Origin of the sequence: Serratia sp. BNK-33-b, assembly GCF_048684565.1 — a bacterium.
GTDB lineage: Bacteria > Pseudomonadota > Gammaproteobacteria > Enterobacterales > Enterobacteriaceae > Serratia > Serratia marcescens.
The window spans coordinates 667,709-688,012 of sequence record NZ_JBLQTZ010000001.1 but is presented as its reverse complement, the minus strand read 5'-3'; the positions used below and the strand labels follow the sequence as shown (position 1 = coordinate 688,012).

The 20,304-nt window shown below is 58.2% G+C and carries 19 protein-coding genes and 1 pseudogene; 1 reads left to right on the top strand and 19 read right to left on the bottom strand.

The window, feature by feature from the left end; all coding sequences use genetic code 11:
* Positions 1 to 3: 3 nt before the first annotated feature.
* From ACMGGK_RS03215 to ACMGGK_RS03185, 7 genes and pseudogenes are all read right to left on the bottom strand, one after another.
* The gene (locus ACMGGK_RS03215; protein WP_420276686.1) at positions 4 to 1,215 is read right to left on the bottom strand and encodes an NAD(P)/FAD-dependent oxidoreductase; all 1,212 of its coding nucleotides are present in this window, start codon (positions 1,213 to 1,215) and stop codon (positions 4 to 6) included.
* Positions 1,212 to 2,153 carry a VOC family protein gene (locus ACMGGK_RS03210; RefSeq protein ID WP_016930047.1) on the bottom strand — a complete coding sequence of 314 codons (942 nt, stop codon included), beginning with the start codon at positions 2,151 to 2,153 and terminating at the stop codon, positions 1,212 to 1,214. Before ACMGGK_RS03210 ends, ACMGGK_RS03215 begins: the two co-directional genes overlap by 4 nt.
* A 109-nt stretch (positions 2,154 to 2,262) precedes the next feature.
* Complete coding sequence (locus tag ACMGGK_RS03205; RefSeq protein WP_049299794.1) at positions 2,263 to 3,063, bottom strand: IclR family transcriptional regulator; 801 nt, start codon at positions 3,061 to 3,063, stop codon at positions 2,263 to 2,265.
* A gap of 37 nt (positions 3,064 to 3,100) precedes the next feature.
* Positions 3,101 to 3,856, bottom strand: coding sequence for an SDR family oxidoreductase (locus ACMGGK_RS03200; protein WP_049299795.1), 756 nt, complete (start codon positions 3,854 to 3,856; stop codon positions 3,101 to 3,103).
* On the bottom strand, positions 3,853 to 4,896 hold the full coding sequence (locus ACMGGK_RS03195; protein WP_028127706.1) for an aromatic ring-hydroxylating oxygenase subunit alpha: 1,044 nt from the start codon (positions 4,894 to 4,896) through the stop codon (positions 3,853 to 3,855). Before ACMGGK_RS03195 ends, ACMGGK_RS03200 begins: the two co-directional genes overlap by 4 nt.
* A gap of 20 nt (positions 4,897 to 4,916) precedes the next feature.
* A pseudogene (locus ACMGGK_RS03190) lies at positions 4,917 to 5,224 on the bottom strand (recombinase-like helix-turn-helix domain-containing protein).
* 2 nt (positions 5,225 to 5,226) lie between these two features.
* Positions 5,227 to 5,544 carry a non-heme iron oxygenase ferredoxin subunit gene (locus ACMGGK_RS03185; protein WP_004937614.1) on the bottom strand — a complete coding sequence of 106 codons (318 nt, stop codon included), beginning with the start codon at positions 5,542 to 5,544 and terminating at the stop codon, positions 5,227 to 5,229.
* Between the two features lie 397 nt (positions 5,545 to 5,941).
* On the opposite strand from ACMGGK_RS03185, the gene ACMGGK_RS03180 reads away from it, so the two are divergent.
* A complete protein-coding gene (locus tag ACMGGK_RS03180) occupies positions 5,942 to 7,186 on the top strand; it encodes an MFS transporter (protein WP_164053462.1) in 1,245 nt (414 codons plus the stop codon).
* A 110-nt stretch (positions 7,187 to 7,296) separates the two neighbouring features.
* Here the strand turns inward: ACMGGK_RS03180 and ACMGGK_RS03175 are convergent, their stop codons facing one another.
* The 12 genes from ACMGGK_RS03175 to speA all read right to left on the bottom strand — a co-directional run bounded on the left by ACMGGK_RS03175 (position 7,297) and on the right by speA (position 19,612).
* Positions 7,297 to 7,449, bottom strand: a complete 153-nt coding sequence (locus ACMGGK_RS03175; protein WP_004937610.1) for a Hok/Gef family protein — start codon at positions 7,447 to 7,449, stop codon at positions 7,297 to 7,299.
* A 334-nt stretch (positions 7,450 to 7,783) separates the two neighbouring features.
* A complete protein-coding gene (gene speB, locus ACMGGK_RS03170; protein ID WP_004937606.1) occupies positions 7,784 to 8,704 on the bottom strand; it encodes an agmatinase in 921 nt (306 codons plus the stop codon).
* Positions 8,705 to 9,078: 374 nt separating this feature from the next.
* Positions 9,079 to 9,312: a hypothetical protein gene (locus tag ACMGGK_RS03165; RefSeq protein WP_216474388.1), complete on the bottom strand. Its 234-nt coding sequence runs from the start codon at positions 9,310 to 9,312 to the stop codon at positions 9,079 to 9,081.
* 191 nt (positions 9,313 to 9,503) lie between these two features.
* A complete protein-coding gene (locus ACMGGK_RS03160; protein WP_216474389.1) occupies positions 9,504 to 10,034 on the bottom strand; it encodes a fimbrial protein in 531 nt (176 codons plus the stop codon).
* Positions 10,035 to 10,073: 39 nt separating this feature from the next.
* The gene (locus ACMGGK_RS03155; RefSeq protein ID WP_216474390.1) at positions 10,074 to 10,625 is read right to left on the bottom strand and encodes a fimbrial protein; all 552 of its coding nucleotides are present in this window, start codon (positions 10,623 to 10,625) and stop codon (positions 10,074 to 10,076) included.
* Positions 10,626 to 10,875: 250 nt separating this feature from the next.
* The gene (locus tag ACMGGK_RS03150; RefSeq protein WP_216474391.1) at positions 10,876 to 11,385 is read right to left on the bottom strand and encodes a fimbrial protein; all 510 of its coding nucleotides are present in this window, start codon (positions 11,383 to 11,385) and stop codon (positions 10,876 to 10,878) included.
* Positions 11,386 to 11,426: 41 nt separating this feature from the next.
* Complete coding sequence (locus ACMGGK_RS03145; protein WP_216474392.1) at positions 11,427 to 11,978, bottom strand: fimbrial protein; 552 nt, start codon at positions 11,976 to 11,978, stop codon at positions 11,427 to 11,429.
* An 11-nt stretch (positions 11,979 to 11,989) separates the two neighbouring features.
* Complete coding sequence (locus ACMGGK_RS03140; protein WP_420276685.1) at positions 11,990 to 12,910, bottom strand: fimbrial protein; 921 nt, start codon at positions 12,908 to 12,910, stop codon at positions 11,990 to 11,992.
* 10 nt (positions 12,911 to 12,920) lie between these two features.
* Positions 12,921 to 15,449, bottom strand: coding sequence for a fimbria/pilus outer membrane usher protein (locus tag ACMGGK_RS03135; protein ID WP_350024335.1), 2,529 nt, complete (start codon positions 15,447 to 15,449; stop codon positions 12,921 to 12,923).
* A 47-nt stretch (positions 15,450 to 15,496) separates the two neighbouring features.
* Positions 15,497 to 16,171: a molecular chaperone gene (locus ACMGGK_RS03130; protein WP_085337134.1), complete on the bottom strand. Its 675-nt coding sequence runs from the start codon at positions 16,169 to 16,171 to the stop codon at positions 15,497 to 15,499.
* A gap of 124 nt (positions 16,172 to 16,295) precedes the next feature.
* Positions 16,296 to 16,793 (bottom strand): fimbrial protein, encoded by a 498-nt coding sequence (locus ACMGGK_RS03125; protein WP_164123081.1) that lies wholly within the window; start codon positions 16,791 to 16,793, stop codon positions 16,296 to 16,298.
* Positions 16,794 to 17,635: 842 nt separating this feature from the next.
* Positions 17,636 to 19,612 carry a biosynthetic arginine decarboxylase gene (gene speA / locus ACMGGK_RS03120; RefSeq protein ID WP_028127388.1) on the bottom strand — a complete coding sequence of 659 codons (1,977 nt, stop codon included), beginning with the start codon at positions 19,610 to 19,612 and terminating at the stop codon, positions 17,636 to 17,638.
* Positions 19,613 to 20,304: the final 692 nt, after the last annotated feature.

Here is a 20,304-nt window from a genome sequence, read left to right as displayed (position 1 = left end):
GCGTTATTTCAACGCCATCAAAGAAAACTCCGCATCCGCCAGTTGCTGCAGATCCAGCACCCGGCCGCTCGCCAGCCAACGCTTGCCGAGTTTGATGGTGCGCGCGTCGTTGAACGCCACCATCTGCACCAGCTGCCGATCGGCGTTCAGCGTGAAGAACACCTGCGACTGCGGCGTGCGGCGCACCACATGGTGTACGCCGCCGCTCGGCACGCCGAGGATCTGGATATTGACGTCATATTGATCCGACCACAGCCAGGCCACGTCGTCATACGGGGCGGCGAAGGCGTCGAGCATCGCGCAGGCGGTGCTGATGGCCTGATTTTGCGCGTAGGCCCAGGACTGCAGGCACAGGCCAAGCGTCGGGTGACGCGCCACGTCGCCGGCGGCGAAGATCGCCGGATGGCTGGTGCGCCCCTGGCCGTCGACCACAATGCCGGACTCGATCGCCAGCCCGGCGCTGCGCGCCAGTTCGAGATTCAGCTCGACGCCGATCCCCACCACCACCAGATCGAAGGCCTGCGGATCGCTGACTTCGCTGCCGATCCAGGCGGCGCCGTCGCGATCTTCCAGCGAGATCTCGCCGCAGCCGCACAGCACCGTGACGCCCTGCCGGCGATGCAGTTCGAGCAACGCCTGCGAGACATCGGCGCCGACGCTGCGCATACACAGCGCTGGCTGGCGTTCAAACACCGTCACCTCGGCACCGAGACGCCGCGCGGAAGCGGCGATCTCCAGCCCGATCCAACCGCCGCCGACGATCGCCAGGCGACGACAGCCCTGCAGCCCCTGCCGCAACCGGGCCGCATCGTCCCAGGAACGCAGCGTCATCACGCGCGGGTGCTGCGCCCAGGCGGCGCCCGGCACACGCGGCCGCCCGCCGGTGGCGATCAGCAACTGCTCGAACTGCAGCCGTTGCCCATCGCTGAGCGTAACGATTTGCTGTTCGGCGTCGATGGACTCGGCGCGCAGCGGGCGGCGCCAGTCGATATTCAGCTCCGCCACCGTCTGTTCGCTGAACAGCCGGCTGAGGGGAGCCGCGGCATCCAGCAACGCCGCTTTCGACAGCGGCGGCCGCTCGTAAAAATCGTAGGGTTCGTCGCTGACAACCGTCAGCCGGCCGCTGTAACCGCGGTCGCGCAGCGTCTTGGCCGCCCAGCCGCCGGCCTGGCCGCCACCGACGATGACGATGCCCGCCTGTTCAGCCCGGTTCATAACGCCTCCGCTTTTTTATGCTGGCGGCGCGTGTCGTGATCGATGCCGCCCTCTACCGCCCATTCGGTGAAGGAGACCAGCGAATGCTCCAGCTCGCGCGGCTGCCAGTTTTCCGTCAGATAATCGTCGTTGGTGTAGTACTCGAACGCGCCGCCGGTCGGGCTGTTGACGTACCAGAAATAGGCCGAGGAGATCGGGTGACGGCCGGGGCCGATAAAGGTGCTCCACTGCTCTTTGTTCATGGCGATGCCGCCGCCGATCACTTCGTGGATATCGCGCACGGTGAACGCCACGTGATTCAGGCCGCGTGGGCGGTTCGGCAACTTCAGCAGGAACAGGTTATGATGGCCGCCGCGCGCCTGGGTGCGCAGGAAGACGGCGCGATCGATATAGCGATCGGAAACCTGGAAATCCAACAGCTCGCGGTAGAAACGCTCGGTCGCCGCCAGATCGTCGACGAAGAACACCACGTGGCCGATGTTGATCGGCTGCGCCTGCGAATAGACCGGGCTGGGTTGATCGATGCGGCGCACGTCGCCCCACTGGTTGATCGGCGTGACCGGCACCTCGACCGCCTGCTGGCGGCTGACGACGAAGCGCAGCGTCATGCCGTTGGGATCGCGGCATTCCAACTCTTCTCCCACCTGACGGAAGCCGGGCATCAACGCCAAACGCGGCTGCAGGCGCGCCAGTTCGGCGGGCGAGGCCACGCCCCAGGTCATGCGGCGCAGGGTGGAACCGCCTTCAAACGCCGCAGGCAGCGCCGCGCTTTGCAACGGGTGCAGGACAACCCGCGCCCCGCTCAGGGTCGTGAATTCGCGCTGCGCTTCGCCCCAATGTTGCGTGGCGGGCTGCAGGCCGAAATCTTGCATGAATTTTTCGCAGGTTGGCAGATCTTCGACGCCAAATTCCAGTTTTTCGATTCCGATTACGCTCATTGTTCAGCCTCACATTCTCGCTGCATACGGTTTTCAGGCATGACTGAACCCCGGCCCGTGTTTGCTGCGGGCCTTATCCCTGCCTGAGTAAAAGAGTCGGTCCTGTCGGTTAGCCGACGTTGGCCTGCGGCGGCGCGCCGAGGAAGCCGGAAATTTTCTCCGCCGCGTCGCGCACTTCCATGCGCAGCCGCTCGCGATCCGCTTTCGGGATCTCATCGGACGGCACCATGATGCTGACCACCGCCTCGACCCGCTGCTCGCGGTTGAAGATCGGATAGACGATCGAGGAGATGCCGTGGCGGAAGAACGATTCGCCGATCACATAGCCGCGCGCCTTGTCTTGCTGCACCATCTGCCACAGCGTTTCGCGATCCGCCGGGGTGCCCGGCGCATTGCCCGGCAGTTGCGCGTCTGGATAAAGTTGTTCGAACTCACTGCGAGTCGCGCTGGTCAACAACATGCGGCCGAGCGAGGTTTGGTGCACCGGCAAGCGGGTGCCGACGCTGACCTGATTGATCTGCGAACCGGCAGCGCTGACGCGGGCGATATAGATCACATCACGCCCGTCGCGGATCGCCAGATGGCTGCTGCACTGGCTGCGATCGCGCAGCTGCTCGATCACCGGCTGGCCGGCCTGCGCGACGTCCAGCGACGCGATATATTCGAAGCCGAGGCGCAGCACCTTGATGCCGAGCGCAAAGGTGTTGGTGCGCGGATTGCGCTCCAGAAAGCCCAGGTGTTCGAGCGTCTGCACCACGCGATAAGCGGTGGCCTTCGGCATATCGACCAAGCGATGCAACTCGGCGAAGGTCATCTCCTTATGCTGCTCGCCAAACGCCAGCAGCAACTGCAACCCGCGATCCAGCCCCGGGATCAGATACTTACATGCTTGTGCTTGCTCGTCCGCCATCTCTCGCTCCTGCGCTGTGCGCCTGCCCTGCGGGCCGTCAGTTGAATACGAAGCCGCCGTTGACCGGCAGCAGTTGACCGGTGACGAAATTCGCCAGCGGCGACAGCAGATAAAGCACCGTACCGTTCACATCGTCCGGGTGCTGCGCCCCGGCCAGCGCGCGCCCCTGCTCGTACAGCTGGTGGCGTTCGGCGGGGACATACTCGGTGGCTTCCACCCGCGTCAGGCCCGGCGCGATGGCGTTGACGCAGATCCCCTGCGGCCCCAGTTCACGCGCCATCGATCGGGTCATCGCGATCAGCGCGCCTTTACTGGCAACATAGGCCATCAGGCGCGGCGCGCCCCACAGCGCGGTGTCCGACGCCACGTTGACGATCTTGGCGTGCGGGTTGCGCGCCAACAGCGGCACCGCCGCCTGGCTCACCAGCCAGGTGCCGCGCACGTTGACCTGCATTACCCGATCCCACAGATCGATGTCGTATTCCATCATGGTTTTACCGCCGACGCCGGTCGCCAGCGCCGCGTTGTTCACCAGCCCGTCGATCCCGCCGCCTGTGGCGATCTTCTCGAACGCCGAACGGATCGAATCCGGTGAGGCCAGATCGATGATTTGCGTTTCCACCTGAGCGCCCTGCTCGCGCAGCGCGGCGCCGCTCGCCGCCAGCTCATCCGCCAAAATGTCGCACATCACCACCTGCGCGCCGGCAGCCGCGATGGCGGCGGCGAAGCTGTAGCCCAGGCCGCGCGCCGCGCCGGTGACCACGATGCGTTTATCGTTCAGCAGACCCTTCACTGCGCCGCCTCCCGCTCGCGCAGCGTCGCCAGCTGTTTTTGCGCCTCTTTCTGCATCAGGCGGCGCAGGCGAGAAAGACCGACGTCGTGCTGGTACAGATATTCGCGGCCGCGGGCGTTAGGCGCCATGTTCTCAAGCACGATGCGATCCTGCTCGAGCACGTCCCAATGCAACGATTCCAGGCGATTGCGGTACATGAAGCGCCACATGTCGCGCTGCCAGTCTTTGACCTTACGAATGCGCCAGAAGAATACCCGGCAGTGATCCTTGTCTTCCGGCACCACCATGCCGATGATCCAGAAGTGACCGCCCGGCCCGAAACGCTTCTTGTACGGGATCGACAGGCGCATCCAATACGCGCCGCTGTTGCCGAATTCCACCCAGTCGAAGTTGACGCCGATCTGGCCGTTTTTCTTGAAGATGAAGCCGCTGTCGGTCGGCTCCAGCGCCATGTCCGCCTTGCGATCCCCTTCCGCCATCGAGTGTGAAGAGGAGTGCAGGTAAGTGCCGTGCATCGGATCCATCACGTTTTCCAGGGCGTACTGGTAGTTGCAGTTCCAGCTGGCGGTGCACAGAAAATTACTGTACGACGCTTCGTCCGCCAGCTCTTGCGGGAAAGTCAGCTCCGCCGGCGCTTCATCCGCCGTCACGCCGAAATAGAGGAACACCGCGCCATAGGCTTCTTTGGCCGGGTAAGAACGCAGGCATTTTTGCCCCACCAGCGGGCAGCGATCCACCGCCGGCACGTCTTTCACCGTCCCGTCGCCGCCGACTTCCACCCCGTGATACCAACAGGCGATGCGATCGCCGAGGTTCCACCCCATGGAAAGCCGCGCGCCACGGTGCGGGCAGCGGTCTTCCAGCGCGTGGATCTGGCCTTCGCCGTCGCGCCACACCACGATTTGCTGCTCCAGGCGGGTGATGCCGACCGGGTTGTTGCCCACTTCCCAGCTGGCCAGCACCGGATACCACATGCCGCGCAGCCCCTGGTCAAGATAGTCCTGCAAGCTCTGTTCGGAGGATGTTGTGTTTGCTGTCATTGTCTTCTCCCGGGTGTCGCTCAGAAACCGTTAACGTGAAGGAATTCGCGGAACGTCGCCTCATTCCACGGCTGGCCGCTGCGATCGAACAGACGACGCTGATTCAACGCGCTAACGATCTGCTCCAGCTCTTCCCCCCCTGATCGAAGATCGTTTCCAGCGCCGCCACCAGGGCGGTTTCGAAACCGTCCGGCACCCGGGCGCGGTTTTGCCAGATGACATTGCGGAACTGGCCCGGCTGATGGATTTGACCGTTGCCGCCTTCGCGGGCTGGCGTCACTTGTTGGGTGTCCGGCAGCCAGGGATTGAAATCGGTGATGTGCTGCATGATTACTCCTCCGCGATAAAGGTGATCTGGATTTGGTTGTCGACCACCCGGGTGGGATAGGTTTGCAGATCTCGGCCGCCCGGCTCGCGCAGGCACTGGCCGGTGCGCACGTCAAACAGCGCTTCGTGCAGCGGGCACTCAACCTTGCCGTCGTCTACAAACCCCTGGCTGAGCAAGGCATAAGCATGCGGGCAGACGTCTTCCAGCGCGTAGTAGTTACCGTCGAGCAGGTACACCCCGATCTCTTTTCCTTCCACTTTGCCGGAGAAAGGAAAATCTTCTTTCACCTGAGACACTTCGCACACATTCTTCCAGCTCATTGCTTTTATCCTCTATCTGATTGTTTCATATATGAAACTCAGTTTCTTATTTAATACAGCCACTATAAGTCTGGCGAAACTTTCGTCAAGCGAGCGGAACGGCAAATGTTAATGAAAGGTTGTTTAAAAATGACAAATGTGGGAAGGATCACGAAATCATGCACCGATATGAAAAACCTATGTCAGTTGTGCGCTCCCTCGCTAATTTATGGCAAAAAACGCGTTGATCTCTGCGGCGAATTGCGCGTAAAAGTGTTTTCCCTCTGTCATTTACACCCTATTTGATAACAATAAATTTACATCAATCAGCCCCATCCCCGCGTTTGCGCCAAATGGCATCCTCGGGTGAGTTTACTGCTGCCTGAATTCGTCAACCGCTCGCACTGAGGAACGCGCCGTGCAACAACGTCAACGCTGGTTTGGGGTGATCGCCCTGCTGTTTCTGATCGTTATCGCCTATGCGGATCGGGTTAATATCGCCGTGATGTTGGTCAATCCCGACTTCCTGCAACACTTTCAACTCGGCGGTGACCGCGCTCACCAGGGCACGCTGATGACGGTGTTTTTACTCGGTTACGGCCTGTCCGCCATGTTGCTGACGCCGTTTCTGGAAACGCTGATGGGTTACCGCCGCGCGCTGACGCTGAGCGTGGTGCTGTGGGCGCTGCTCACCGCCGCCTCGCCGCTGGCGGGATCGCTGCTGTTGCTGTGCGCGGTGCGCGCGCTGCTTGGCGTCAGCGAAGGGCCGCTGTTCTCGCTGAAAACCATGTACATCAGCGATCATTTCGCCGCCGACGAGCGCGGCAAGCCCAACGCGGTCAGCGCGCTGGGCGTCTCGTTGGGGCTGGTGCTCGGCTTTCCGCTGGTGAGTTTTCTGATGGCGCACTTCGGGTGGGCGATGTCGTTTCACCTGCTGGCGCTGCTCAACCTGCTGCTGGGCCTGGCGCTGGTGCGGTTGTTCGTTCATCCGCTCGCCTTACCCTCATCTTCTTCACGCCCTGCCGATTCGCAACCGGTGCTAAGCCGCGTCTGGCACACCTTTGCGCTGGCCTGGCGCACGCCGATGCTCGGCTGGATCCTGCTGATCGAGATCGCCACGCTCAGCTACCTGTGGGGCTCCAGCGCCTGGCTGCCGGCTTACCTGACCGATGAAAAGGGGTTCTCCATCAAGCAAATGGGCTGGATGGCGGCGCTGCCGTTCATCGTCAGCATCGCCTCCAAATACCTCGGCGGCGCGTTGCTCGATCGTATCCGCCCCTATCAGGCGCCGCTGATCTTCGTCTTTGGCGGCGCGGCGACCGCACTGTGCATCTATGGCGTAATGAACAGCCATCAGCTTGGTTGGATCGCCTTCTTCCTGCTGGCGGCCAACGCCTGTTGGGGTGCGCAGGGCGCGGCGATCCCCACGCTGCTGCAGCATTATGCGCGGCCGGAGGCGGTCGGCAGCGCCTATGGGCTGATCAACGGCATCGGCAATCTGTTCTCGGCGTTTGTGCCGATGGCGATGGGCATGGTGATGGCCAGCCAGGGCAAGGTGTCCTCGGGCTTTGCGGTACTGATCGCCTCACAGTTGCTGACGCTGCTGGCGGGCGGTGCGCTGTTTAGCCGCATGTTGCTGGCGCGCCAGGTGAAACGGGCATAGTCTGTTCCCGCACCGTTGCGGCAGAGAAAGCCAATGGCCTTGAGAGGGTGCTCATGGATCTGGACGCCAACAACCAGCAGACGGGGGACATCCCCCGTCGCCGGGTTGCCTTACCGTTCGGATTCGTAAGCCAAAATGGCCGCAACCTCCGTAGTGCCCGATCGGATCCGCAGCTCGCACAGCGTGCTACGGGTTATCCATGCCAGTGATATTACCGTGGCACAAATAACCACCAGTTTTAACAGGCTCCGTTTGTTCGGCATCATGCCTTCTTCTCCTTGCCTCGCGGCGGGTAAGAGGCTAACTTAACGTTGCTGGCGTTAGAGTAGGCCTCGGGTTGATGAATATCGACTCGGGGCTTTTCTCTTTGTACCTTTCACGCAGGCTCTAGATACAAAGATCCAGAGCACCCGCGCGCAGTATATTCATCCTCCCCGTTATCCCGGTTCCTTTTTACTGACTCCGTTTCATTTCTGCGCAAAATTGCGCAAAGGCGTTGCAACAGACTGAAAATCGCCGCGCGGATGACGAAAAATGAAATAAAAAAAGCGGCCCCATACGATGGAAGCCGCTTTTTCAGCGAGGCGTGGCCAAGCGTCAGGCGTGTTTCTTGGCCGCCTGCAGGTACAGCATTTCCAGACCCAGGGTCGCCGCGGCCAGCGCGGTGATCTCGGACTGATCATAGGCCGGCGCCACTTCCACCACGTCCATGCCGACGATGTTCAGCGACTGCATGCCGCGCACCAGTTTCAGCGCGCGATCGGAAGTCAGACCGCCGATCACCGGCGTGCCGGTGCCCGGTGCGAACGCCGGATCCAGGCAGTCGATGTCGAAGGTCAGGTACACCGGCATATCGCCGACGATGCCTTTGATCTGGGTCAGCAGGTCGTCCACGCTGCGATCGTTCACCTGCGCGGCGTCCAGTACGGTAAAGCCATTGTCGTGATCGAACTCGGTGCGAATGCCGATCTGCACCGAGTGGTGCGGATCGATCAGGCCTTCGTTCGGCGCATGATAGAACATGGTGCCGTGGTCGAACTTGCTGCCGTTGGCGTAGGTATCGGTATGGGCGTCAAAGTGCACCAGCGCCAGCTTGCCGAAATGCTTGGCGTGCGCGCGCAGCAGCGGTAGGGTGACGAAGTGGTCGCCGCCGAACGAGAGCATGCGCTTACCGGCCTTCAGCAGTTTCTCCGCGTGCGCCTGCAGCTTGTCGCTCATGTCCTGCGCATCGCCGAAGTTGAACACGATGTCGCCGCAGTCAACCACGTTCAGGCGATCGCGCAGATCGAAGCTCCACGGCCAACGGTTGCCTTCCCAGGCCAGGTTGGTGGACACTTGGCGTATGGCCGCCGGGCCATGACGGCCGCCGGCGCGACCGGAGGTCGCCATGTCAAACGGAATGCCGGTGATGACCCACTCTGCATCGCTGTCGTAAGGCATGAAGTTCAGCGGAAAGCGCAGGAAACCAAAGGCGTTGGACACTAATGAATTATCGGACTGATGGCCTAAGGTGCTCATAGTAAACCCTCGTAGTTCAACAAGTTGCCGGGCGCAGACGCCGGGCCGTTACAAAAAAAAATCCCTCCCGCGTCGTTAGCCCGACGAGAAAGGGATTGATACCCTAGATAATTGGAGCTGCATCAAGGCGGCCAGGGCGGGAATCCCCTGGAGCTTACTCAAGTAAGTGACTGGGGTGAGCGCACGCAGCCAACACAGAGGCAACTTCAAGTATGACGGGTAATTCGATGTTTGTTTCGGTGCTACCGATGCAGCAGATTATGGCCGCATTTTGTTCATGCTTCAAGGGGGATGATCCGCGCAGGCTAGCGGCCATATCAATCATATTTTCCCTGGTTGATGAAGCAAATAACGTCCTTATTCTACTCATAAAGTTAGCTGGTGGACGGGGGTAGCAAGCCTGCGCTTTTTTTTCGTTCCCCGCTACCAGGCCGCACAAGCCCGAGCAGCATCTTGATATGCCAATGGAACCCTATGCCAGAAAAACGAACGCTCAACAGCGGCACAGCAAGAACATTTGCCCTTCCGGGCTGATTATTGATAAAGCTCATCGCCACGTCGTTCGACAGTAAGAAACTCGCCGGCAATGATGTCAGCGCCGCCGCCATAGCAATTTATAATCCTGAAACTGGCGCCTCTTGGTGGCTACCTTCGTTCACCTCAGGCACTTACTGGAGTCAGCGCCTGGGAACTCGCTCCGTAGCCGCCACGATGCGGCTTGAATTATTTTGGGCAGCTTTATTTTGCAGTCAATATCACCAGCCCGACAGTTTTTACGCCATCGGGATTATGGGAAAAACTAGTAATACACCATATCAAACTGAGTAGTAAGATTAGCTGTGCCAGGCGTAATGTCATCGCTCAAGGCAACATATTGCGCTGCGTAGCGCACAGTAACCTCTCCGTTAGACTTCGGGTAGCCGTTTCCCGCAGAATGATTCGGATATATATCATAATCATCACCGGATTTTATTTTCACTGCAACACCTGACGAAGTGGATTCTTTATCTAACGCAAATGCACGATAGTCTTCAGACGGAGCTTTGCCAGCGAATTTAAACTCAACATAGCTCCTCGTTTTCGTAGGGCAATCGGTAGCCTTTAATTCAAAAACTACTGCTGGACTACGGTCCCCTTTTTTAGCTAACTGACTACGGTTAATATCCCCCAAAGGTACGTTCATGTTTTTGCTGTCAGCAGTCAGATTACAGGTGTAATTAATAAATTTCACTTTAATTTTTAGAGTACCATCCCCCGCTTGTGCAGGTAATACCAACCCACTAAAACAGAGCAACACACCTTGAATCATTCGCTTTAACTCATTGTTCATAAACACTCCTTAACCACCAAATAATAAACCACGGACAACTTAGTTATACATAATGGTAAACTGGATAGTGCTGGTAACCTCACCCGGGGAGATCGGTTCTCTTTTATCATTAAGCAATAACAACGTCACACCAACCCAGAGGGAATTTACGCTACCTGAACCAGTATTTTTTAGCTCATAAGGCAACGAATCACTGTTGACCTTTACATTATCACCAGCCGATGACAACATAAATCCCACGTTCCTTACTGCCCCTAACTGCCCCTGGTCATCGGGTGCGAAAATATATTCTTTTCTATCAACATCCTCACTAGTAGCAGTGCCTTCAAATCGAATCTTCACCTGATTAACCCCTGAAGGGCAATTCAGGAGCTTCATATAAAATCCATATCCCGTACTACTTAACCCAGAATTCCCTGCCAGCACACCGAAATCGAATGTTGCATTCTTAGAGTCCTCATCCACCACACAGGCATTCTCCAACACCCGGCCGGTGACGTTAATATTACCATCCGCTGCGTATAGCAGCGGAGATAACATTGCCGCACTGAGTAAGGCCAGCAGCGGCATTTTTCTCACTGTTGCTATCATCGTTAATTTCCTTATCTCTCTGATAATGCCAAACAATCATCGTGCTGAAACAGGCCCGGTTATTATGGATAGACCAGGCTAATCTGCGTGGTCAGGTTGGCGCTGCCGGGGGTAACCGTTTGCGCCTTCGTGGCAATATAGACAGCCGCGCCGCTGATTTACTTGTTACTCTCGCCATATTCCTTATTACTAGGGGAGGAATTATTTATAATATAATCAACCCAAAAGAGGAAAAATAACGTCAAGTCATTTATTCATAGACTATGCTCAATTGTACAGTAGCATTGGCATCACCTGGAATAATATTATTGGCTAAAGAAATATATTGTGCATTGAATCGCATAGAAACAATTCCGTCCTTTCCTGGAATGCTCACCGCCCCATATCGCTCACCAGGTCCTTTCACACGATACATGTCAGATATCCGCACCCCAATCCCCTGAGCCTCGGAATCATCATCCAACGCAAATGCGCCCATCTGACCGGCGGAAGTGCCGTCAAAACGATAGTAGACCGTCATCCCCGGTACGCAGTCAGCCGCCCTGATGACAAAATCAACCGGCTTGCTGACCGCCCCCATTGGTGCCAATTCAGTGCGTGAGATATTCCCCAACGCCACCGACATACTCTTGTTATCGGCGCTAAGGTTGCAGGTTCCATGGACTAAACGCAGCTCAATATCAGCGCTGCCATCCGCACCATAAGCGTTAAACGCCAGTCCACTGCCGATCAGCAACAACCCCTTGATGATATTTTTCATTAATTTTTCCCTATATTAATCAAATGGACTACTCAATAACATCAAGGGTAAATCAGGCTAAACTGCACCCGTGCCCGAGCAACCCCTACTGTCGGCATGGCACTGCCGGTAGAATATCCCATATAGAAATAAAGGAAATTTATACCATTTACCAACCCAATCGCCGGGCTGAATTCATTAACTCTCAGAAGATCTTCAAAATATCCACCACGATCTCCTTGTGCATTGGAAATGAGAAAACCCACATTTTTAGCGGCATCAGGCTGATCACTATTGTCGGCAGCAAAAACCTTGCCTGGAAAATCATTGCTGCTTGCCGCAGTTCCCTCAAACCTGATCTGCACCTGGCTGATACTTTCCGGGCAATTCTCCAAAATCACCGTGATGGATTGACCGACATTAAGTACGCCGATAGGGCCTCCAGCGAACATTGTTCCCATATCCACCTTCTGGCTTTTAGAACTGGCATGCAGCACACAACTACTCTCCACCACTCTGCCAGTCACATTAATATTCCCCTCCGCCGCCTGCAGCGGCGGCGCCAACACGGCGGCGCCGAGCAGCGTCAGGGGCAGTGCTATTTTTCTCATCATTATCTTCGTCCTTATTGATAGGTGAGGCTAAAGGTTGCTACCGCGTTGGCCTCGCCGGCGGCGATCTGCGGTTGCGTTTGGTAATAACGGGCGCTGAACGGGTAACTGCGCAGGCCTTGCGGGGCCGTTTCCAGCGGCAGCCGTTCGCCCAGCGTCAGCGGCGCGCCGCGGTAGAGCAACTGCACCCCGACGCCGCGCGCGCTGGCCTGCGCATCGGGGTTAACCAGCGCCAACACGCCGGGCAGGTCATCCTCTGCAGCGATGCCATCGAACTGAATATTGACCCGGGCGCCGGCATCGCAGGCCAGATCCAGCAAGAACGGCTGTTCGCCGCGCGTGCTGCCCACGCCGCGAAAATCGCTGCGCGCCACCTCGCCCAACGCCACCGTGCGGTGGCGGCCGCCCTGCAGCTCACAGGCCAGGCGGGTGATGGCAACCGGCTTTTGCAAGGCGATATCCAGCACCGGCTGGCCGTTGAGCGTGCGGCGGGCCAGGGTTTCCGTCGCCAACACGCCGGAGGCCAGCGGCCCGGTCACCACCAGCCGCAGGCTGATTTGCCGTTTTCCGGCGGCAAGGGCGCCGCTCGCCGGCCAACCCTCGCTGAAGGCGGCGTCGGTATCCAGCGCATAGCCCAGCCCGCTGATCGTGGTGCCGTAGACCGCGCTGTTGCCGCTTTTCAACCCGCTATCGCTGCCCAACAGGTTGAGACGTGCGTCTTCCGCTCCCGCACAGGGCGCCAGCGACGCGGCTTGCTGCACCTGGCGCGTGCCCTGCCACACCACGCTGCCGACCGGCAGATCGCGTTGCAACGTCTGCGCCGGAATGTCGAACAGCAGCCGTTCCGGGTTGCCGGCCGGCGGACATTCCGCTCCCCAGGCGCCGCCCGCCGCCCACAGCCCGCACAGGCCGAGCATCCATACTCCCGCTTTCATCCTTTGCTCCTTAACGACACTCTGCCGCTATCTCTGGGATCTCCGGGCCGGCCGTTTCCGGCAGGCTGTAGACGACCTGGCATTGCTGGTCCGGTTGTTTGCCCCACTGCACGTGCAGCATGCCGTTGGCCGGCATGCCGGCCAGGAACAGCTGCCCGCCGTCGCCGACAATGCTGCCGTCACCGCCTGCGCCCGTCAGCCTGGCAATCGCACCGAACGGCACCGGCCGGCCATCGGCGCGCGTCAGCGTCATCATCATCCGTGCGCCTACCTTGGTTTGATAATCCGCCAGCACCACCGCGCCACGGGTTGGGATCACCGTCTGGCTGGTCAACCCCAGCTCCACGTTGTCCGCCAGGGTGGTCGGATCCAGCGCGATCGCATTCTGGCGATAGGCAGAGAGATAAGGCACCACCGCATAGCCGCGGCTATCGGTTTTCACCCCCACCTGATTCACCACGCTGACCCCGCCGGCACCCGGCGCGCGCACCAGCGCCACCGTATCGTTAAGCGGTTGCGACAGCGTCACACCGCCGACATGCAGCAACACCCCGCCCTGAATGTCGTAATTCAGCCGCTGGCGCTGCCCATCGTGGCTCAGCCCGGCGCCAAGCAACGCCTTGCTGCCGCGATAGCCCAGCGCCAGATTGCCATTCTCGCCCTCCCCCTGATTGCCGTAGCCACCGGTCAGCCCCCAATTCAGGTTGTCGCCTTCCAGCGCAGTGCCATTCAGCCCCAGCGTCTGCAACGTTTTGCCGTTGTTGCTATTGCTGATGCCGTAACCAGCCCAGGTGTTGTGTGCCCACAGGTTCAGTGGAATGCTGACATTCAGCGCCACGACGCGATCGGTCTGAGCCTGATAACTCTGGTTCTGGCTGTAGTTAAGGCCATAACTCACTCCTTTGATGCTGCCGTTGTAGCCCAGGCTGACGGACTGGCGCTTGCCTTGTTCTCCCCAGCGCCGATCTTCTGCCAGGCTCAGGAACAGCGAGCCTGGCAGCGGCCCCAACCCCTGCTGCAGCGACAGTTCTTTACGGCTGCGGGTAGCGCTGTTGCCTGTGCGTTCGCGGGGTTGCATCGCCTGTTGCAACGTGGTGTAGCCCTCACTGGCATGGCGATAACCGGCCATGCTCAGCTGGGTGCCGGTGAGCGGGAAGCTTTTTTCATAGCGCAGACGCCACATTTTGCCCTGCCGATCGTCCCTCTGAACGGCCTCTTCCGGTCGCCGGGCCCAGCTTTGCGTCATATCCAGCGACAACGCGCCGGCGCGGCCCAGGTTTTGCCCCACGCCCAGCGCCAGCGAACGGTAACGATTGGCCCATTGGCCACCGCCATACAGCGTGGCGCCGAGCGGCAAGCCGTAGATCAGCGTGCCCTGCATAAACTTCGCGTCTTCAGTATTTGCCTCTTGCGCACGGTAATGACCGGCGGCCAGGCCGTAGCTGAGCCGCCCTTCGCGCTGCAGCACCGGCAGCGAAGCAAACGGCACCAGCAGGCGCTGTTCCGTACCGTCGCTTTCTTTGATGATGACATCCAGATCGCCGCTGCCGGAAACCGCATACAGGTCGCTGATTTCAAAGGCGCCTGGCGGCACATAGCGCTGATCGACCACCACGCCGTTTTGGCGAATGATCACCTCCGCGTTGCTTTTGGCGATGCCGCGCACCACCGGCGAGTAGCCGCGCAGGCTGTCCGGGTACATCTCCTCCACCGAGACCAGCTGTACGCCGCGCAGCGGCAGCGAATCGAAGATATCGCCCGGCGTGGTGGCATCGCCCAGCGTCAACAGCCCGTTCAGCGGGGTGATGTCTCGCTGTACATAGCTGTTCAACGTGCGCCAGTGCGCCTCTCCCTGGCCGTTCCGGTTCCACACGCCGTCATGCCGCAACCGCCAGGCGCCCCAGTTAGCGCCATTGCGCAGATTGACGAAATAGCTGCTTTCATTGCCGCCCCCCTGCCGGCTGCGATCGTGCGCCCCACGCAGGGTATAGTTGCTCAGCAACGCCGGAATGCCGCTGTCCCACTGCTCTGGCGGCACATAGCCGCGCGCCTGGCGTTTTAACGCCGCCTGCGGGATGCTCAGCTTCAACTGCTGTTGCTCGAACAGCAGTTCCGTTCTGGCGCCGGGAATGGCCTGCGGCAGATTGATGCACGCCTCGGAGGGCTGCAGCGCGGGAAAGGCGGCCAGATCCACGCCAAAGCCCTTCAGGTCCTCCCATTTCAGGCAAGGAGCCAGACGCTCTTTGCCCTGCTCATCCGGCTGCAGAGAAAAGGCCAGCGTACGGGTATCCAGCCGCTGCTCGTTGAGGAACAGATCAACGCGATACTCTCCCGGCGGCTGCTTATCCTCATCAGAGAACAACGCCAGATCCACTTCGGTTTGCGGCGTATTGCCTATCTGCAATAAAGCAGAGCTAAAACGGTATTCCGCCTGCGCCACGCCGCTGTACATCAGCAGGCCGGCAAGTTGCCAGGCCAACGGCGTCAGCCGATATTCGCCGCGCCGCCCAGATTGGCGACGCGCTGTTTTGCTGTTCATGTTCCACATCCCTGTTCACACCGCCCCCCTGGTTATCAACCGCGCCATCACAACGCTTGTTGGTGCTGCGCACTCAGGCCGCCGTAGTCGTTGATCACCTGCCAGCTCACCTGTTTGCCGGTGGCTGAAGGCGGCAGGGTATAGGCCAGCGTGGCGAACGGCGCCACCATCTGCGGCTCCTTGATTTTTTCACCGGCGACCGAGACCGTGGAGAAACTCAGGTAGTAGGGGGAATCATTGATCGCTTTCAGCGTATTGCCGCTGCGCTCCCAGCGTACTTTGCTCGCCGCTTCTTCCGGTGAGCCGGCCAGCGACGCCGGGCGATAGAACAGTTTGATGCGGGTGCGCACCGCGATTTGCAGATGGTTGCCCTTGCCTTCCGCCTCCGGCGGCACGGTCTTGACGCTGAACCAGAATACCGACTCGCGATCTTCCGGCAGCGCCTGGGCGGTTTTCACCACCCGCAGCGTATTCTCTTTGCCGCCATTCAAACGAAACAACGGCGGCGTGACCAGGAACGGCGCCTTGACGTTGCCTTCCAGATCGGCGTTGACCCACGATTGCACCAGATAAGGAATATCGTCCGGATTTTTCACCGTGATGGTCGCTTCTTTCTTGCCGCCGGGATACACCAGCCGGGTGCCGCCGATCACCACACCGGCAGCGGCCTGAAAACTGTTGATTAACAGTGCGGCACAAAGCGCCAAATAGACGGCCTTCATTTTATCCATTCCCTTGATGTTATTTTTTAATCAGCGCTGAGGAATAACGATTCCGCCTAGCGCAAACATGTAAAATAACCGGCGAAAGCGTATTTCGCCGGTAGATTAACGCCCGGATAGAAAATTAGTTATACGAAACGCTGAATTGGATAGTGGCGTTGGCATCACCGGCGGTGACTTTATCCGTTGATTTATAAGCCGCGGTGAAAGGCAACACGTTATCGCCCTCTGCCAGTTTTACTTCTGCCGACGAGCCGCCAGGGATGACATCTTTTTTGTCTGGCCCTGCAATACGCAGCGCCAGGCCGGCAGCACCTGCGTCATTCAGTTTGAACAGCTCGGCGTTGTTGGCGTCCGCCGCGCCATCCAGGGTCACTTTGGCACTGCTCAGGTTAGCCGGGCAGTCTTTCAGCTCCAGTAAAAAGTCTTGGGTACCAGACTCATCACCCACATTTTTAAACTTAGCCGCCGCCACATCGCCCATCTGTACATTCAGCGTCGGGTTAACCACACAGGCGTTATCGACAATCTTACCGGTGAAGTTAATCACACCATCAGCGGCAAATGCCGAGGAAGAGATCGCCGCACAGGCCAGTGCGGAAGCTACCAGATACTTTTTCATATAAGTCCCTTATATTATTTAAACTACTAAGTTATATGTCGATATACATACATTGACCGTGGCGTGAACACCACGTTTACTACGCATCGTTATTACCGATGAAAATATATGGTGCGCATGCACGAAAAATACGAGCACCATGCATTGCATCGGCTTTATAAAACCTAAGGAAGGTCATTAGTAATCAGAAACCCACCAAGGATAATAAGTCATTTAAAATTATTAATTCAACCACAAAGAGAAACGGAACAAAAAAACAGAACCATAATTCATAATTAATGGGTTTGTTTTTTAAAAAATCAGAACCATGCCCTATTTACAGGAATATAAAATACACAAATAAAATACAATCCATTATAAAACAAAGAGATTACCCACCACACTCAGAAAGACAAAACCATATAGATACTTGATTAAAAATTCAAACCCATCAAGAAAAAGAGGTGAAATGAAAGAGAAACTGATCAATTATCGCCTTTATAATGAACAACAATAACTAATAATAGTTATGTTTTATAATTGAAAGATCTAATTAGTGAATGAAAAGGTTAATTTCAGAAACTTCTTGTATTTAGTAAATGGATTTATAATATAGGATGCATTCAATAAAGAAGATGGATGAAAGAAAACATACTTTTCGTAACGCGTTGAACTCACCACTGCAGAGTTGGACGTTGCATCAGGGCGGCAAAAGCCCGGTCCCGGTAATGTTAAGTACGCCCTGCGCCGCCGTTCGAACGGCAGCATGGCTGCCTGCAACCTGTACGCCATCGAAAACTTAGTCGTGCGGCAGAAAAGAAAAGGCCGGGCGTCCTTAAGCCGCCCGGCCTTTCTTCACTTCATTACTCGTCTTCCAGATACGTGTAACCGTACAGGCCGGCTTCAAACTCTTCCAGGAACTGCGCCTGCAGCTCGCTGTCCAGATCGGTTTCTTTGACCTGATCGCGGAATTTGGACAGCAGCGCGCTCGGATCCAGCTGCACGTACTCCAGCATGTCCGCCACGGTGTCGCCCTCGTCGGACAATTCGGTCTCGACGCTGCCGTCCGGGAACACGTACACGTCAACCGAGGCGGTGTCGCCAAACAGGTTGTGCATGTTGCCGAGGATCTCCTGATACGCACCGACCATGAAGAAGCCCAGCGCCGGCGGGTTCTCCGGATCGTACGGCGGCATCGGCATGGTGGTCGCCACGCCGTCGCCATCGACGTAATGGTCGATGGTGCCGTCGGAGTCACAGGTGATATCGAGCAGCACCGCACGGCCTTCCGGCGGCTTATCCAGCCCTTCCAGCGGCAGCACCGGGAACAGTTGATCGATACCCCAGGCATCCGGCATCGACTGGAACAGTGAGAAGTTGACGTAGAACTTGTCCGCCATGCGCTCTTGCAATTCGTCGATGATCGGGCGGTGCGCGCGGTTGCTCGGATCGAGCTGCTGCTGGATCTTGTTGCAGATGTTCAGATACAGCTGCTCGGCCCAGGCGCGCTTGGTCAGGTCCAGCATGCCGTGCGCATATTGGGTATGCACGTCGTGCAGATCCATCTGGCTGTCGTGCAACCATTCGCGCAGCGAGCGGCGGTTTTCCGGCTCGTTCATTTCCAGCCAGGTTTCCCACATGCTTTCCAGCGCGCGCGGGGCATCGGCTTCCGGCGGCTGCGGTTCGCTGAACTCGTTGCGCTCGACGCCGATCACGTTGGAGACCAGCACCGTGTGGTGCGCAGTCACGGCGCGGCCGGACTCGGTGATCACCGTCGGGTGCGGCAGGCCGTGTTCGTTACAGGCGTCGCCGATGCCCCAAATCACGTTGTTGGCGTATTCGTTCAGGCCGTAGTTGACCGAGCAATCGGACTGCGAGCGGGTGCCTTCGTAGTCGACGCCCAAACCGCCGCCCACGTCGAAGCACTGAATGTTGACGCCCAGCTTGTGCAGCTCAACGTAGAAGCGCGCCGATTCGCGCACGCCGGTGGCGATATCGCGAATGTTGGCCAGCTGCGAGCCCAGGTGGAAGTGCAGCAGCTGCAGGCTGTCGAGACGGCCCGCTTCGCGCAGGGTCTCCACCAGCTTCAGCACCTGCACTGCCGCCAGACCGAATTTGGATTTTTCGCCGCCGCTCGACTGCCATTTGCCGGAGCCTTGCGACGCCAGACGCGCACGCACGCCCAGGCGTGGTATGACGTTCAGCCGTTCGGCCTCTTCCAGCACCAGGTTGATCTCGGACATTTTCTCGATCACCAGGTACACCTTGTGCCCCAGCTTTTCCCCGATCAACGCCAGGCGAATGTATTCACGATCTTTATAACCATTACAGACAATCACCGAGCGGGTCATGCCGGCATGCGCCAGCACCGCCATCAGCTCTGCCTTGGAGCCGGCTTCCAGCCCCAGCGGTTCGCCGGAATTCACCAGCGATTCAATCACGCGGCGGTGTTGATTCACCTTGATCGGATACACCAGGAAATAACCGCCCTGGTAGCCGAAGGATTCACGCGCGCGTTTGAACGCGGCGTTGATCGAACGCAGGCGATGCTGAAGGATCTGCGGGAAGCAGAACAGCGCCGGCAGACGTTGGCCGTCTTTCTGGCGCGTTTTCACCAGTTCTGCCAGATCGACGCGCGCCTGCGGGACATCCGGATCCGGGCACACGCTGATATGGCCCAGCTCGTTGACGTCATAGTAATTGTTGCCCCAGTAGGCGACGTTATAAGTACGCAGCATCTTGCTGGCATTACGATCATTCATGGCAACCTCCTGCATGGAGCGCAAAGATAAAGACTCGCCCGCAACCGGCGGACGGTGAATCAACAGATCATCAGACATGGTTCGCCTCACATTCCCTACTGACGAAACCGTCAGCCACTATCGCAGCTACAACCCGCGAGAACAACCCAACAAGCCGCGCCGGCGGCAGCGAAGAGAACTGCCGTTCGCGGTCAGCGATCGGTTTATCACTCATATAATTGTAAGACACCCTGTTCAAACCTCGTGAATCGGGCCAAGAAACATCCCACAGGAAGGCTGCAGGCTACCCTTGTTCAGTTCTTCAGACGACCGTTAGCCGGCCCGAGAATCCTGAGTAGCGGCCAAGTGTTTATCGCACCTGGTAAGTGACAGAGAGACAAGACGGGAAATAGCAGAAGAATGTGCGCCAGAACGGCACTGCTGTTGAGAACCAACAACCGGTAGACAACGGATCATTAATCCAACCACCTCCACGCGCGCCGTTCGGAGTGAACGACCCAGCCTCTAAAATAGTGTAAGAACGTGACCGTTCGATGAAGCGGCGGCGCTTACGGCGAACGCCCGCGACGGATAATAGCGCAACGCCGGCGAATGCAAAGCGGAAGTTAATCGCACCTTCCACCACGCCAGACCGCCGTACTGTGCAGCAAATGAACCGCGCGCGCAGTTTATACCGGTAAGCAGGTGAAAAAGCAAAATGAAAATTCGCCGAAAACTGTTTCAAGCGATGAAAATGGCGCCAACCCGTTTGCGCAAAAGAGCGAAAGCGC

Coding starts and splice junctions, on each gene's coding strand:
- ACMGGK_RS03215 (WP_420276686.1), bottom strand. CDS start 1,215: ATGAACCGGGCTGAACAGGCGGGCATCGTCATCGTCGGTGGCGGCCAG.
- ACMGGK_RS03210 (WP_016930047.1), bottom strand. CDS start 2,153: ATGAGCGTAATCGGAATCGAAAAACTGGAATTTGGCGTCGAAGATCTG.
- ACMGGK_RS03205 (WP_049299794.1), bottom strand. CDS start 3,063: ATGGCGGACGAGCAAGCACAAGCATGTAAGTATCTGATCCCGGGGCTG.
- ACMGGK_RS03195 (WP_028127706.1), bottom strand. CDS start 4,896: ATGACAGCAAACACAACATCCTCCGAACAGAGCTTGCAGGACTATCTT.
- ACMGGK_RS03185 (WP_004937614.1), bottom strand. CDS start 5,544: ATGAGCTGGAAGAATGTGTGCGAAGTGTCTCAGGTGAAAGAAGATTTT.
- ACMGGK_RS03175 (WP_004937610.1), bottom strand. CDS start 7,449: ATGCCGAACAAACGGAGCCTGTTAAAACTGGTGGTTATTTGTGCCACG.
- speB (WP_004937606.1), bottom strand. CDS start 8,704: ATGAGCACCTTAGGCCATCAGTCCGATAATTCATTAGTGTCCAACGCC.
- ACMGGK_RS03165 (WP_216474388.1), bottom strand. CDS start 9,312: ATGGCGGCGGCGCTGACATCATTGCCGGCGAGTTTCTTACTGTCGAAC.
- ACMGGK_RS03160 (WP_216474389.1), bottom strand. CDS start 10,034: ATGAACAATGAGTTAAAGCGAATGATTCAAGGTGTGTTGCTCTGTTTT.
- ACMGGK_RS03155 (WP_216474390.1), bottom strand. CDS start 10,625: ATGATAGCAACAGTGAGAAAAATGCCGCTGCTGGCCTTACTCAGTGCG.
- ACMGGK_RS03150 (WP_216474391.1), bottom strand. CDS start 11,385: ATGAAAAATATCATCAAGGGGTTGTTGCTGATCGGCAGTGGACTGGCG.
- ACMGGK_RS03145 (WP_216474392.1), bottom strand. CDS start 11,978: ATGATGAGAAAAATAGCACTGCCCCTGACGCTGCTCGGCGCCGCCGTG.
- ACMGGK_RS03140 (WP_420276685.1), bottom strand. CDS start 12,910: ATGAAAGCGGGAGTATGGATGCTCGGCCTGTGCGGGCTGTGGGCGGCG.
- ACMGGK_RS03135 (WP_350024335.1), bottom strand. CDS start 15,449: ATGAACAGCAAAACAGCGCGTCGCCAATCTGGGCGGCGCGGCGAATAT.
- ACMGGK_RS03130 (WP_085337134.1), bottom strand. CDS start 16,171: ATGAAGGCCGTCTATTTGGCGCTTTGTGCCGCACTGTTAATCAACAGT.
- ACMGGK_RS03125 (WP_164123081.1), bottom strand. CDS start 16,793: ATGAAAAAGTATCTGGTAGCTTCCGCACTGGCCTGTGCGGCGATCTCT.
- speA (WP_028127388.1), bottom strand. CDS start 19,612: ATGTCTGATGATCTGTTGATTCACCGTCCGCCGGTTGCGGGCGAGTCT.